The 13,391-nt window shown below is 64.3% G+C and carries 17 protein-coding genes and 1 tRNA gene; 4 read left to right on the forward strand and 14 right to left on the reverse strand.

Annotated elements, in window-relative coordinates:
- Positions 1-54 precede the first annotated feature (54 nt).
- Both RCH22_RS04515 and RCH22_RS04520 read right to left on the reverse strand, forming a co-directional pair.
- Positions 55-282, reverse strand: a complete 228-nt coding sequence (locus RCH22_RS04515) for a hypothetical protein (protein ID WP_327012979.1) — start codon at positions 280-282, stop codon at positions 55-57.
- Positions 279-521 (reverse strand): helix-turn-helix transcriptional regulator, encoded by a 243-nt coding sequence (locus RCH22_RS04520; RefSeq protein ID WP_327012980.1) that lies wholly within the window; start codon positions 519-521, stop codon positions 279-281. Before RCH22_RS04520 ends, RCH22_RS04515 begins: the two co-directional genes overlap by 4 nt.
- A gap of 166 nt (positions 522-687) precedes the next feature.
- Between RCH22_RS04520 and RCH22_RS04525 the strand changes: the two genes are divergently transcribed.
- On the forward strand, positions 688-909 hold the full coding sequence (locus RCH22_RS04525; protein ID WP_327012981.1) for a helix-turn-helix transcriptional regulator: 222 nt from the start codon (positions 688-690) through the stop codon (positions 907-909).
- 317 nt (positions 910-1,226) lie between these two features.
- Here RCH22_RS04525 and RCH22_RS04530 read toward each other — a convergent pair whose 3' ends face one another.
- The 3 genes from RCH22_RS04530 to RCH22_RS04540 form a co-directional block, all read right to left on the reverse strand.
- Positions 1,227-2,582, reverse strand: a complete 1,356-nt coding sequence (locus tag RCH22_RS04530) for a site-specific integrase (protein ID WP_327012982.1) — start codon at positions 2,580-2,582, stop codon at positions 1,227-1,229.
- A gap of 249 nt (positions 2,583-2,831) precedes the next feature.
- Positions 2,832-3,035 carry a hypothetical protein gene (locus RCH22_RS04535; RefSeq protein ID WP_327012983.1) on the reverse strand — a complete coding sequence of 68 codons (204 nt, stop codon included), beginning with the start codon at positions 3,033-3,035 and terminating at the stop codon, positions 2,832-2,834.
- 2 nt (positions 3,036-3,037) lie between these two features.
- Positions 3,038-3,286, reverse strand: a complete 249-nt coding sequence (locus tag RCH22_RS04540) for a hypothetical protein (protein WP_327012984.1) — start codon at positions 3,284-3,286, stop codon at positions 3,038-3,040.
- A 110-nt stretch (positions 3,287-3,396) separates the two neighbouring features.
- Here RCH22_RS04540 and RCH22_RS04545 point away from each other — a divergent pair.
- Together RCH22_RS04545 and RCH22_RS04550 are read left to right on the forward strand one after the other, a co-directional pair.
- Positions 3,397-3,466: transfer RNA gene (locus RCH22_RS04545), tRNA-Ser, on the forward strand.
- A 423-nt stretch (positions 3,467-3,889) separates the two neighbouring features.
- Positions 3,890-4,618 (forward strand): SGNH/GDSL hydrolase family protein, encoded by a 729-nt coding sequence (locus RCH22_RS04550; protein WP_327012914.1) that lies wholly within the window; start codon positions 3,890-3,892, stop codon positions 4,616-4,618.
- Here the strand turns inward: RCH22_RS04550 and RCH22_RS04555 are convergent.
- The 6 genes from RCH22_RS04555 to RCH22_RS04580 form a co-directional block, all read right to left on the reverse strand.
- Positions 4,615-6,201 carry a GDSL-type esterase/lipase family protein gene (locus RCH22_RS04555; RefSeq protein ID WP_327012915.1) on the reverse strand — a complete coding sequence of 529 codons (1,587 nt, stop codon included), beginning with the start codon at positions 6,199-6,201 and terminating at the stop codon, positions 4,615-4,617. The genes RCH22_RS04550 and RCH22_RS04555 overlap by 4 nt on opposite strands.
- 88 nt (positions 6,202-6,289) lie before the next feature.
- Positions 6,290-6,688 (reverse strand): hypothetical protein, encoded by a 399-nt coding sequence (locus RCH22_RS04560; protein ID WP_327012916.1) that lies wholly within the window; start codon positions 6,686-6,688, stop codon positions 6,290-6,292.
- Positions 6,689-6,696: 8 nt separating this feature from the next.
- Positions 6,697-7,242 (reverse strand): hypothetical protein, encoded by a 546-nt coding sequence (locus RCH22_RS04565; RefSeq protein ID WP_327012917.1) that lies wholly within the window; start codon positions 7,240-7,242, stop codon positions 6,697-6,699.
- A complete protein-coding gene (locus RCH22_RS04570) occupies positions 7,239-7,625 on the reverse strand; it encodes a hypothetical protein (protein ID WP_327012918.1) in 387 nt (128 codons plus the stop codon). The genes RCH22_RS04565 and RCH22_RS04570 overlap by 4 nt, the downstream gene beginning before the upstream one ends.
- A gap of 46 nt (positions 7,626-7,671) precedes the next feature.
- Complete coding sequence (locus RCH22_RS04575) at positions 7,672-8,589, reverse strand: GH25 family lysozyme (protein ID WP_327012919.1); 918 nt, start codon at positions 8,587-8,589, stop codon at positions 7,672-7,674.
- A gap of 8 nt (positions 8,590-8,597) precedes the next feature.
- Positions 8,598-9,668 carry a hypothetical protein gene (locus tag RCH22_RS04580; RefSeq protein ID WP_327012920.1) on the reverse strand — a complete coding sequence of 357 codons (1,071 nt, stop codon included), beginning with the start codon at positions 9,666-9,668 and terminating at the stop codon, positions 8,598-8,600.
- An 89-nt stretch (positions 9,669-9,757) separates the two neighbouring features.
- Between RCH22_RS04580 and RCH22_RS04585 the strand changes: the two genes are divergently transcribed.
- Positions 9,758-10,300 carry a hypothetical protein gene (locus RCH22_RS04585; RefSeq protein ID WP_327012921.1) on the forward strand — a complete coding sequence of 181 codons (543 nt, stop codon included), beginning with the start codon at positions 9,758-9,760 and terminating at the stop codon, positions 10,298-10,300.
- Here the strand turns inward: RCH22_RS04585 and RCH22_RS04590 are convergent.
- From RCH22_RS04590 to RCH22_RS04600, 3 genes are read right to left on the reverse strand one after another with little or no spacing between them, the layout of a single operon-like run.
- The gene (locus RCH22_RS04590) at positions 10,297-11,319 is read right to left on the reverse strand and encodes a hypothetical protein (protein ID WP_327012922.1); all 1,023 of its coding nucleotides are present in this window, start codon (positions 11,317-11,319) and stop codon (positions 10,297-10,299) included. The genes RCH22_RS04585 and RCH22_RS04590 overlap by 4 nt on opposite strands.
- A 7-nt stretch (positions 11,320-11,326) precedes the next feature.
- Complete coding sequence (locus RCH22_RS04595; RefSeq protein ID WP_327012923.1) at positions 11,327-12,460, reverse strand: hypothetical protein; 1,134 nt, start codon at positions 12,458-12,460, stop codon at positions 11,327-11,329.
- A complete protein-coding gene (locus RCH22_RS04600) occupies positions 12,460-13,377 on the reverse strand; it encodes a hypothetical protein (RefSeq protein WP_327012924.1) in 918 nt (305 codons plus the stop codon). The genes RCH22_RS04595 and RCH22_RS04600 overlap by 1 nt, the downstream gene beginning before the upstream one ends.
- Positions 13,378-13,391 lie beyond the last annotated feature (14 nt).

The raw sequence follows: 13,391 nt of genomic DNA on the forward strand, positions 1-13,391 counted from the left end.
GGTTCGGCAAACCTGATCCCCAGACGCCGGCGAGAGCGACGGGGGACAGATGCCCTACTTCTGCAGGGGTTCCGGCTTGTCCAGGGGGGCAGTTTCAGCCCACTCGAGGAGGTCGCTGTGGAGGATCATCGGCTTCGAGTTGCGAAACCGAGGGGTCAAGGTGTTGGCCGCGATAGCCTTCTTGATGGTGTCGACCGACTGGCCGATAGCGCGGGCCGCGCCTGGAATGTCATAGGCGATAGGGGCCGGGGCCAGATTCGACCAGCGGTCGAGGGCGGTCATACTGCAACCTCAGCGGAGTCGGCACGCTGGAGGAGTTCAGAGATTGATATCCCGAGGAAAGCGCAGCAGGCGTCAAGCTCATCTACGTAGAAGGGCATGACGCCTGCTAGGCGGCGTCTCAGGACTGGTACTGCAATGTCGGTGGCTCGTGACAGGCTGGCCTTGGTCTTGTTCTGTCGGGCAAGTTCTGCGCGAAGCTCAGTCGCGATCCTTGCTCTTCTTAGCTTGGTGTGTTCCATGTAGAACAGCATGGCACACGTTGGAACGTTTAGGAACCATATGGAACTATTTAGGCGAAAAATAGCGGATTAGTTCCATCGGTGGCACACTGGGGGCATGCCCGGAGGAACAAAGAGCGTGCCAGGTCCGCTCACAGAAGCTATTACGTCTATCCTGCGCGCCCGCATGGGCCGTGACAACATCACCAAGACAGCTCTGGCCGCCGCGGTGGGAATCTCGCGACCGCAAATGCAGAAGATACTGGCCGGCGAGAAGCAGATCGACATCGAGCAGATCGACGCTATCTGCTGGGCGCTCGGCTTGAAAACTCGGGCCGTGATAGCCGAGGCCGACGCTGCGTCCAGTTCACGCAACGCCGAGCCCGACCGAGGGATTGCGCCGCTTTAGGCAATCCATCTCGGCATGGTTTCCAGCCATGCCACCAAATCTGCGTGCAGGACGATAGCCCGGTCAGATCCCATGCACGGGACCCTTCGGGCGCTCAGCTTGTTCGTGGCGAGCGCGACTTCGATGTCTCTTTCCTCGACCCCTGCTGCATCCGCTGATTCGGTGATTGTGTATCCACACTTGCTCAATTTGTACCCCAGTGCTTCCCCTGCGCCGAGCCATTCTCGGTGCATGGTTCAACGGTATGTCCCACCGCTGACACCCAAAGCTGTGTAGTCCTCATTAATGGGGACAGCTGATCAGGGGTTTAGGCATGTCTAACCCTGTTTTGGGGGTACGTCGAGAGGCATCAAAGCGGAGATTGCCGTCAGCGCCTTGTCAAGTTGCTTGCGATCGACCGTCTGATAGGCGCGGGTCACTGCGAACGAGTTGTGCCCGAGTATCTTCATGATGATCGCTTCGGGCACGTTGGCCTCGAGTAGCAGGGACGCGGTTGTGTGTCGTGCGGCGTGCAGGGGGACACTTGCGACCCCGGCGCGTTCGAGTACGGCGTGCCAGGCGAGGTTGTCGGGGGAGGGGTCGAGGGGTGAGCCGTCAAGGGGCTGCCGGACACGTATCGTACCCTTAGCGCCGCCCCGGTTCAGCTTGGGATCTTGCGTCCACACGAGGCCGTGCGGGTTGGGTTCGGTCGCGGCCACGGCGATGCGGCGCTCGATGATGGTGCGCAGCGGTTCCACGAGGGGGATGATGCGCCACCCTGCCGCAGACTTCGGGCGGGTGAGACACAGACCGGTGGTTCCGAGGCGTCGATATTCCCAGTCGGCGGGGTGCGTGATCTTCTGTTGCGGGCAGTCGGTGCCGCGCTTGCGTCCGCACGTTCCGCCGCAACCGTGCTCCCAGGTGATGCGTTGCAGCTGCCAGGACAGGTCGAGAACATCGGTTACCCGGTCGAGCTCCAGCCCGATCACTTCACCTTGCCGCGCACCCGTGAGTAGCGCCGTCGCCCAGCGCGATCCCAGCCGGTCACCTGCGACCGCCTGTAGGACTTTCACGCCGTCAAGGGCTGTCATTACGCCAAGGTTCGCCACGGCCTTACGTGGGGCGTCAGCGAGCTTGGCGGGGTTCTTCGTGATGCGTGACTCGCGTTCGGCATAGTCGAGTGCGACCGTCAGCATCCGGTGCGTGTTCATCGCTGTGGTCGAGGACAGGAAACCCTTGCTCGGGTCGTTCGGGTTCTTCGGCTTTGACGTGATGTAATCGGCCACCCGGTAGATGTGCACAGCGGTCAGTTTGTCCAACCGGATCTTGCCAATCGCGGGGATCACGTAGTTGTTGATCTGGCCCCGGTATGCGCTCGCAGTACGCGGGGCAATCTTCTTCAGCGCGATCGTGTCAAACCAGATGTTCATCCACTTCTCAACGGTGACACTCGACGTCGAGAGATCCCCGTTCTTGAGCAGGTCGCGCCTGGCGTTCTTTGCCTTGAGCTTCACGGCGCCCTCGGTCTTGGCGACGAGGACCTTGCGCCGGCGTGTGCCGTCACGCGAGGGGAGCTCGACGGGCACGCACCACATTCCATCGGATGCGCGCTGGTACGGTCGGGGCTCCCCACGCGGCTGGCGGGTCTTCTTCACAGCCTCGGGTTCAGGCTTCGGGACACGAGGCTTGGTCACGCCTTGCGCTCCTGGCTGTCGTTCATCATCTTGGCCACCTTCTCCATGATCGGGGGCCGCGGCCCTTCGGGGATTCTTCTGGCATGCACGCTCCACATTGAGCCGCACATGACACCGGACCTATCCAGTCTTCTGCCGACTGAAGCGTTACGGGGGTTGCTAGAGTGCATGATGTTCCTTCCTTGTCGAGAGCTTGGATTGAACTGGCCTCACGGGCTCCTACACCCGTGAGGCCTTTTTTGTTGCGAGCTAGATCTGGGAAATCTCGACGGTTAGCGCGCGCATGTCTTCGTAGGCCGCTGCGTAACGCGCCCGGAACTTGGCAAGTTCAGGGCCGGCGTTGAACTGGTAAACCCCCACCCCAAAGCTGGCATCGTCAATGCGCTGGGTGATCGCAATGAGCTCCCGCGCGAGGTCGGCTCCGGTTCTTCTGGTGTTCGTCTTGGTGGGCATGTCTAGAGGACCGATCCGAGAATCGTGAGCTTGTCCGGGTTCAGCCACCTGGAATGGGCCACGTTGCCCCGGTCCAGGCGGGTGCCGTGAACCTCGCCCCTCGAAATGCCGTCTACCACCCGTTGCGTCTTGGACCCCGCGGTTACAACAATGTCGCCGAGCTTGATTTCGAGGCTTTTCGCGTTGGTGATGCTCGGCACCGTGTTCCCGGATGGGGAGATGCTGCTCTTGGTGTTCCCTGTTTCGCTCATGTCTAGAACCTAGCACGACGTTAGCCTAACCGTTAGCCTAAGTGTCTTCGCGCTACGGGGTGCTAGCGAGATGTGAACCGCGTAATCATGCGGATGTTCAATGATTCATTGCCCCCAAAACCATTAAACAGCGAGCTTCTAATCCGCTTGTCGTTGGTTCGATTCCAACCGGGGGCACCAATGAAACAAAGGGATGCAAGGGTGTTCGACCCCCATCCGGGAAACGGTTTGTAAGCCTAACGTTTAGCCTAACGAGTTTTAAACAGTACCCCATGAGGCCGCGACTGGCATGTGACGCCGTGTCACCCGGAATGGGGGAGTTGCGGGGGACGTCACTGCCCGTCGTGCTTGACGGCGGTGCTCGCGCGTTAACGACGAAAAGGCCCCCGGCTCACCCACCGAAGTGGATGGCCGAGGGCCTTATTTGCGTGCGGACGAATCACACGTACTGGGTCGAATTGACGGGGTTACGCGAGGGCGGTGTGCCCTTGTTCGGGGGGTCTCGTTCGGCATCCTGCCGGGTAGCAGCCCCGTAGGCTCAAAGTTATGTCACGGGGGAAGAAACGCAGCCGGAGGAACCACCACCAGTCGAGGCAGACTCGCATGCTGACGATGGTCGGTATCGGCCTGACGGTGGTCGCAGCGCTTGCCCTGGTCGTCGTCGCGCTCAGTCCACGCGCCACCGAGTCTTCGTACGCTCGACCGGCCGAGACTGCATCGCCCACAGTGGAGGCCGCGAGGACGGCATTCCAGACCTTCGTTGCGGCGAAGCCCGGACCGGTCGCTATGGCCAGCCTCGGAAGCTCACTGACAGCGGGTAACGGCGCGAGCACCTACGCGGAGACCTGGGGTTGGAAGCTCAAGACCACGCTCGGCGACCGATTCACGATCGGCGTCCACGGCTACCCAGGCCAAACAATCAAGGCGATCCGCGCAAGCGGCGGCGTTGCGGCGGTCGAGGCCGACCATCCTGACATCGTGTTCGTTGAGCCGGGCACTCCGAACAACATGGGTCAGGCGCTCAGCATCAAGGACTCCAAGAGCCTGACCGCCCAGACGATCGCGGATCTCCGCGCACAACTTCCCGACGCCTTCATTGTTGGGATCGTGCCTTCACCAATTGCCGACCTCGGCAGCAATTCCCTCGGCCTGCACTACTCCGACTACATCGCGGGAGATCGCGAAGCTCTCGCCTCTGCGAACGTTGTCTGCGATGTGTTCGCCGCGTTCTCGGATACGAGCACTCAGCTCCGCGACGGCGTGCACCCGAACGATCAGGGGAACACGATCTGGGCGGACGCCGTCGTTGCCTGCCTGACGGCTACGCCCTAGTTGTTCGCGCCGACTCCGAGCGCGGTCAGGTTGTAGACGCCTACTTGACCCATCCGGATGTTCACGCTGACCCCGACAGGCACGTTCGCCCGCAGGGTCAGGGCCATGTTAGTGTGCGCGGCCGCGACCGTGACGAGCTTGGCGAAGCTGATCGTTCCTGCCGCGTCCACGTCCACCATTGCAACGGCCACGTTGACGGCCGAATCGGCATCAATGATCGCCACGCTCACCTTGGCATTTCCGCCGCCCACGACGTGGGCGGTGAGCCATCCGGACACGTCATCGATCTGGAGGCGACCGCAGACGAGAAGCACAGTGCCCGCGGCGAACGGACTGCCCGGGAAGTTGCCCGTGCTGAGCACGCGCTGCGATGCGGCGGCGGCTGCGGTCCATGCGAACTGCGACCACTGCCCGGCGGTGAGGGTTCCGCTCGTGTCGGCAACGAGGCTGAATGTCGGCACGGTCCCGGAACCGCCGAGCCACGTCGCGTCCGACCAGCCGGTCGGGATGGTTCCGGCCCCAGCCATGATCGGGTTTGCGACGAGGCAACCCTTTGACGGGGATGATACGAACCATGCGGGCTGCACGTCGGTAACCTGCTTCATTGCCGCAGCGACCGCGAGGCCGAGGAGTCGGTGCCCTTCCGTCGTTGGGTGGGTGCCGTCGCTGCTGTAGGCGGCGAGCATGTCGCCTGTCGCGGGGTCGGTCACCGCCGTAGAAGTGTCCGCGAGGATCACCCCTGCGCCCGGTGCCCAGAGGCGAAGCCAGAGATTGTACGAGTCGCGAAGAAGACGGTGCGCGTCCGTGAGGCCAGCCGTCCCAGCGGCCTGCGGCGGCACGGTCCCGATCGTTACCGGGATGCCGAGGGCCTTGCACTTCGCAACGATCGCCTTCATGTTGGCGGAGTAGACGGCCAGCGTTACGTCCTGACTTACGTCGTTGGTCCCAAGCTGAATGTGGACTGCCTGCGGGGCGAATGCGGCCACCTGCGCATCGAAGCGGCCGAGAGCACCATTGCTGGTATCACCGGGCACGCCCGCATTGATCGACCCGTCCGCGATGTCTCGAGCTCGTGCCCCTGCACCACGGAGCGCCACGTCCACATAGCTGTAGAGTGCTGCTGCGTTGCTGCCGTACGTGATCGAATCACCGAGGAATGCCCATCGCCGTCCGGGTGCGAAACGGGCCGCAGCGGATCGTGCAAACGTGGCAGATAGCACGGGTGAGAGCGCCCAGTTCGCCGGGGTGAACGTGCTCCCCGAGGTGTGCGCTGCCAGGGCGGTCACGTTGTCGCCGTTCGGGGAGGTGACCATGGCGGATGCTGCGTAGACGGTGCTGGGGGTCCACCGGGGGACGATGACAGCCGCGGCCGGGGATGCCGGGTTGGTGATATCGCCCGCTGCGATCTGTGCCGTGTGCGTGGCAAGGGCGGCGGTATGGACGGCGAATGCATTCGCGGCCGCGGACCCCAGGATGAGGATGTCTTCGGCTGCAGCCTCGTTCTCGAGCGCGTTGAGGTCAGCCGCGAGGATCGGAGTGTTACCTGCCGCACCGTCCTGGTAGACCTTGGGGGTGAAGGGCATGATGTCTCCTAGCTGGGGTGTTTGCATTAGTCACAGGCGCGGTCGTGCTGGCACCCCGGCTGGTTGCAGGGGTGCTTGCACTCGCACATCAGACGGTTGGGACGACAGGGACAACCGCGGGGACAGAAACGGGCGTCACAATCGCTGCGACGGGGGGCTCCGGGATGATGGTGACAACCTCAGGGGCCGGGGCGTCCACGATCGGGGCGGCCGGGGTCACGATGGCAGGCTGAGCGGGCACTTCAACGGCGGGCAGGACCGGGGCCACACGCTCCGTGCTCGACTTCAGGTAACCCGCGATGAGGCCGACGAGCGTTGAGACAGCGAGAGCGGCGGCAGGATCGATCGCGATGCCTGCGTACGCGGCCGCCTTGACGACGACAGTTGCGGTGACACCGGTCGCGAGCCACGCCCACAGCTTCGGTTCGATGTCACCCCACGCCCGCTTCAAGATGTTCGTGGTGATGGTTTGGACGATGGTGGACATGATTTCTCCTAGGGGTGGGTGACGAGGATGGCGAGGGATACGACGGCGGCGATCATGGCGACGACGACGCCCGCGATCGCCCAGCCTTGTGCGATGGCGATCCGGTGCAGGGCGCTCGCATCCGTGGTGCCCGTGGCCTGCCCCTGATCGAGGTCAAGCCGGGACGTGAGGCGGAGCTCCAACTTATTCAGCCGGTCCGAGAGTCGCGCGGAGTCGGTGTCCTGCTTCTCGCCCTGGGCCCGGATTTGCATGTCAGACTCAAGTCGAAAGGCATCGAAGCGCTTTTCGGCGGCAGCCTCGGCCTTGTCGACGGCTTTCTCCTGCGCCTGCAGGGCCGTCTCCACAGCTTGTTTGGCGGCGGTGAGCGCGGTTGCCATGGCGGTGGACTGGGCCAAGAAGGCGGCGTCGACGGCGCGGGTCTGGGTCGCATACCGCTCGTCGAGCATGGTCCGCAGGTCAGACACCTGCTGGGTCATGAGGGTTTGCAGTGAGTCGATCTGCTGCTGCATGAGGGTTCGCAGCATGTCGGGTGTCCACTCCTGAGCGATGGTCATGCTTGTGCCTTGACCATCTCGCGGAGGTCCGTCAGGATCTCCGTCATCTCGTCGCGTTCTAACGATGCGGCTGCGTGATTCTCTGCACTGTCGCGCATGATCGTCGTCCACATTTCGATGTCGCGAGCTTCGACCTTCGCCGCATGCTCGGCGTCACGGGCTTCAACCTTCGCGGCCTGCAAGTTCTGGCCCACGATGATGACGGGCAGCAGGACGAGCTGTAACAGCGTCTGGGCGATCCATGCGACGAGGATCACAGAATCGCCCGACGCGATCACAGCGGGCAGTGAGACGAGGGCGAGCAGGGTGAACAGGTATGCCGCCCACATGGTGCCCACGATGCGGGTGATGCGTGCACCGATACGTTGATTCAGGGTTTGCATTTCCCCTCCAGGGGTGAGGCCGCCTCTCGACGGCGCGAGTGGGGGGTCAGAATGCGGGTGCGAAGACGATCTGCTCGAGCTCGTTGCCGGTGACTTCGACCACGTTGAGGGTGATCGCCGTCTTGGGCAGGGCGTTGAGGATGCGCCACTGGATCGCGGTCAGCCGGCGTGCTGTGCCGTTGCCGTCAACGCCCCACACGTCGGCGTACTCGATGCCGTCGAGGGTGCGGTAGCCGGTCCAGATGCGACTGGTGCCGTCAGGGAGCGGGCTGGAATTGTCGGTGGGCTTGAGGTAAACGGTCATGTCGTCGTCCTTCGGTGTCGGGGGTGCAAGCGGGGTGATGGTGGTGGCCGCGGTGGCGGCGAAGTTGAACGCGTCGTCTTTCCACACGTCGTGGTCGACGGCGATGCCGCCGATGGTGACGCCGCCCGTCTGGTGCCCGTGGTTGCGGTCGGCGGGGATCGTGGCCAGCGTGTAGGCGAATGGTGCGTACGAGTACGCGGCGATGACAATGTCGCAACCGGTGGCGAGAAGTGCCGGCCAGCTTTGCGAGTTCGCGACCGACAGCCCGAGGTAGGTCTTCCCCTGCAGCCCGCTGGTTCGCAGACGCGCGTTGACCCGGTTCGCGAACGCTGCCGCCTGGCCGTCGTTGTACTGCCGGCACCCGTCGAGGGGCTCGTTGTCCAAGACCCAGAAGTCGCCGGGAGCCCACCCGTGAAGGTGGTCCACGAAGTAGTCGGCGGCCTCAGTCGGGTCCTTCGCTGCGGAGGGCACCCAGTAGTGCCCGATGCCGCCCTCTCCCGCACTCCGGGCGAGATCGCACTCGGCCGCGTAGTGCGGCGCAACATACCGGCCATTGTTGTCGCCGCCGAGTTTGATGTAGGGGTGCCGGAACCCCTGCGCGTGCGCGAGCGCCCAGTCGAGTGAGCTCTGCGGGGTTGCCGCGTCGATGCCGTCAAGCATGGGATCTCCTAGCCGTTGTTGTAGCCGTAGATGCGGGCCGTGCCAGCTAACGTGGAGCCCGCGAGCGCGAAGAGGGTGAGCCCGTCAGCGGAGAACGCCGCGTTGTGGGATCCGCCCAACTGCTCGTAGTACCCATCGCCATCCATCGCTGAAGCCGTGAGCCGTGTCGGACGCATGTTGAACGGGGACAGGATCTCCGCCTTGATGTCGCCGCCCGATGTCGCGACCCTGCCGATGGCTGTGAAAGTCGCCCCGGACGTGTACGTGTATGACGGGGAGACGGAGACCATCGCCGCGGCCGCCCGGACATAGTTCGCAGCGGACTGGGCGACCCCTGCCGCGCTCACTCGCACGGCGACATCATCCGGGGCGCTGGCGGACGTCACGTTCAGCAGCACGCAGTAGTTGTCGTACAGGGCGGAGAAGCAACCGTTGATGCCCACCGCCGTCGTTGCCGAGAATGTCACCGTCCCGAGGGCGGACACTGTGGGCGAGCCAGCACCAGAGACCGACGTGGGTTTGACCAGGGTGAGGCCCCCCGAATTCACTGACGCGGGCGTGGGCGTGGGGATCGCCATGGCGGCGACCCTCGCGACGTTCCCGGCGACGATCACGGTCGCGTTCGCGGCAACGGCGATCGTCCCCAGGGCGAGAGCGTTGGAAGGGGTCGCCGGTGCCACTGGCGATGTTGCCGGGGTGCCGGTCACAACACCGAGGACGGCCTGATTTGTTGCCCCCGCGTAGTACGAGTCCTGCACCTGCACGTACGCGACATCGATGCGCGGGTTCGTCGCGTCGGCGGCCGCGACAGTGACCGTTGCGGCCGCGTCGTTCAGGACGTCGTAGAACCCCTGCGTGGTGAACGTGAACCCGGACGGCGGCGCGATGCTCGAACCGAGCACCTTCGCCCGCCCGGCCGAGATTTGAACGCTCATATTCGGTGTGCTCTGCGCGGTGACGGAGAGCTCGCCCAGACCGATCACGCCCGCGGTCGACCATCCTGCGCTTGCCGACTGGCGGAAGAGAGCCGCCGAATGCGAAGCATTCTGGAGGGCGAAAGGTACAAGCTGAATAGCCAATGTGGGCTCCCTAATAGTGGGTTTGCGGAAATTGCTGATCGCGGGTGCGCGGCAGGGCGTAAGGTGTCGTCATTGGATGAGGGGGAACGATGAACAAATTCAGCCGGGCCGCGAAGGTCGGGATGGTTGTGGCCGCGTTGGTGGTGGCGGGTGCGGGCTTCGGTGCGTTGTCTACGGCGACGGCGGAAACAGCCCCGGCGAACCCGTCGATGACGGACACCGCGGGGAGCCAGCGGGCCGACTACACGGCGCAGACCGCGGAGCAGGTCGCGGCCGTCCTCGCGGACGAGCAGGCTGCCGCCGCGGCTCAGGCTGCCGCCGCGGCTCAGGCTGCCGCGGACGCTGCGGCGGCTCAGGCCGCAGCTCAGGCTGCTGCTGCCGCACAGGCGGCCGCGGATGCCCAGGCGGCCACTGTCGCCGCTCATGCCGCGTCTGTGCCCGTCGCGTCAACCTCGCACGCGAGCGCCGCCCCAACGGTTGCCGCGCCCTCAGGCCTGGTCAAGTGCCCAGCAGGAAGCTCAGCAAACTCCGGGGATGCCGGAAACGACACCAGCTGCTTCCCTGATATCTGCTTCCACATCACACTCCCGGACCCCGCTCACCCCGAGTGCGCGACACCATTCAAGCCCTAAACGATTCCCGCGTTCGTCAGTCGCAGACTCAACGCATCGATTTGGACCTGCTGGGCCGTGACCAGTCCGCGCAGGTAACGGAGGGCTACCTGCTGCGGAATGACCCATTCCGAATAGTTGAGTGAGACTGGGAGCCCGTCCGAGTCGTAGACGACGGTCTGCGGAATGCCAGCCTCGACGAGTCGCTCGGCGATGAATCCGACGTGGAGTGCGTCGGTCTCGGCTTCCTCGAATCCTGCGATGATCCGTGTCACGGGGAGACCAGTCTCGGGGTCGAGGGCCTGCACGCCGGTGGATTCGTCGACGACGGGGACGATCCGGTCGGGAATCGCCAGCCGGTACTGCATCGGAAGAATGCTGAGCACAACTTCGGGGTCAATGCCAGCCCAGGGCGCGATGTCCTTCTTGAAGCGTTCTGTCGATGCGGAGATGCCGAGGTGCCCGCTCGAGTCGATCCAGCTCGACGCATACCCGGTGACGACGGTGAAGTTGCGGGCGTCCGTGGAGTAGATCCCGGAGTTGAACGTTCCCGTGGTTCCGCTGACCGCGCCGGAGGCAGCGATGGTCGTCGCACCGGTGACCGCGCCGCCGACCGCGACCCCGCCCACGGAGGAGAGCGACCCGGCCGTGACCGCACCGGAGGCGGCGAGAGATGCCCCGCTGAGCGCCCCGGTCGCAGCCAGGGAAGAAACACCCGTGACCGCCCCTGACCCGCCCGAGAGCGCCAACGACTGCCCGTTGAGGGATGTTCCTGCTGTGACTGACGTGCCCGCGGTGATCGCGCCACCCGTGTTCAACGACCCAGCAGGCACCGTGAGCGAGCCTGAGAAGGTAGCCGTGCCGGAGACAGTCAGAGCCCCGCCGCCCGTGATGTTGATCGAGCCGCCGTTCACGGTCAGACCACCCGTTCCGATGGACGCGTTCTGCAACACGTCGCGGGTGGAGAGCTTGGCGATGTTGGATTCCATCGTGGACAGTCGTTTGGCCAAGTCGTGCGCTGGGCCGAGATCTATCTGCACGCTGCTCCTAAATGATCGGCGGTCGGTTGAAGGTGAGAGTGACGGTGGCAACGCCCGCGTCAGGAACCTTCGTGGAGAACTGGATGATGCGCCAGAACTGGTCCTTGCCGTTCGGGAATCGCCCATCGCCGGGCGTCCAGAGCCGGGCGTCGTCGCCTGCAAGCCAGGATCCCAGCTGTGGCTCTGCCGCGGTCGGCTGGGTGAGGGTGGGTGTGGCGACAGGGAGGCCGTTGAGGAGCGCGTACCCGTTCGCCATCGCAGTCACCTGCGCCACGGATTCCACGTTGCTGAACGAGATGACCTGATCGAGGCGGGGTGCCTGGCCGAGGCCACCGACTGGGGCGGCAGAGTAGACCGTTGCCGTGGGGGTGGCTGCCCCGGTCCCTGAGCCCGTCGCAATGATGGTCGTGCCCATTTTCGTGGCGTCCGTCGGCCACGTGTAGTCCAGGCACGAGGTCATGTCGAAGGCGAGCCCGGTGAACGCTGCCGTCCGGCCGGCGCGCGGCGACCAGATTCTTAGAACACGCTGCGGGTTGCCGTTGGCATCCCAGTAGCAGGTGATGGTCGTGTCCACCGACCCCGCGCCGGGGGCGGAAACGGAGGCCATGTCGGCAGCAACCTGCGAGACCGTCGTGTGCTGCGTGACCGGGTACCCCGGGATGAACGGCGGGATCGTCGACGTGCCCCCGACCACGGTCAGTCCGATGGATGCTCCGGGCCCGCACAGGGCCACGTTCTGCGCGTCCGTGTACGCCTTGAACACCAGTTGCGCCGGGTCAATCCCCGCCGGGTAGGTGATCGCGGAATAGTCGGCGGCGATCACACGCTGGTTGAAATGGGAGCCGAACTCCTTGCCCGTGACGGGAAGCATCCCACTCGATCGCGCGAACGCGCCTGTCCAGACGATCCCACCCCACACGATGGTGCCATTCCGGTCCACATACACGGCGAAGGGGATGCCGTCGTAGCTGAGGATCGGGCCGGCCGAGAGGGCGCTGTCAGGGTTCTGCAAATTGATCTCGAACCCGATCGAACCGGAATCGTTGAGCCGGGTATCAAAGGACAGATTCTGCACGGAAAGCTCAGTCAGTCTTGTGTTCGTGTTCAAGTCGTACGCGAACACCCGGAACGTTTCGACCATCAGGCAAACCCCCAAGCCGAGCGGAAACCGATACTGAACCGGGCAGCGACTTGTGCGCTATCCGCTGAGGCCACACGGATCGTGGATGACCCGGGCGGCAGCGTGAACCAGTTGGACCCGGTTGCCACAGCGTTGAACCGTGTAGCCGTGCCGTTGAGCATGATGCTCCGCGTGCCCATGTCAATGACCACCGAGTCGGAGGCTGCCAGGGTCAGGTTCAGCTTCATGAACTGGCCCGTTGATGAGTTCGTGAGGCTCGGGTTCGTGCACGGGCCGGTGATGGTGAAGACGGGGGCGGTCGCGTAGTTCCCCGCATTGTTGACCTGCATGGAACCACCTGTGGACGCTCCGAACGATGCCGGAAACGTCAGCGGAAACGTGATTCCGGCCGTCGGCGACGGCAGTCCGGCGGACGCGGTTTGGAGCACCGTGTCATACAGGAGCGGATCGGCCGCGGTGAACTCGACCGGGATGACAGCCTTGTGAAAGGAATAGTCCAAGTCGATCGGCAGGGCCGCTTTCGTAGGGCGACACGTGATCTGCCGCGGTCCGGCCCACCCCGGGGCGAGGAACTGCAGTTGCAGCTGCTTCGCCGGGTCCGAGATGTTCTGCAAGGCGTTCGCCACACCCGACAGGACTGTTTCGAACGGCTGCGAGGTGACGGTCACCATCAGGTCGACAACAAAGATCCGTGAGCCCAGCAGGTTCACGCCGGGATACGAGCCGTCCCGGCGCGGAACTACAACGTCACCGGACCGCAGTGCGGGCAGGGCGCGCAATCCGTCGATCTTCGTGAACTGCACGTCCGTGCCTGGACCGAACAGGAGCCCGTTGAAGGACCCCTGGAACGCGGCCACGAGAGTGCTGCCGGGATACGTGGTGACCCCGGGGTAAAGCGTTGCGCCAGAGTATGGCATGGGCTACCTCCGCC

Origin of the sequence: Cryobacterium sp. GrIS_2_6 (assembly GCF_035984545.1) — a bacterium.
Classification (GTDB): domain Bacteria; phylum Actinomycetota; class Actinomycetes; order Actinomycetales; family Microbacteriaceae; genus Cryobacterium.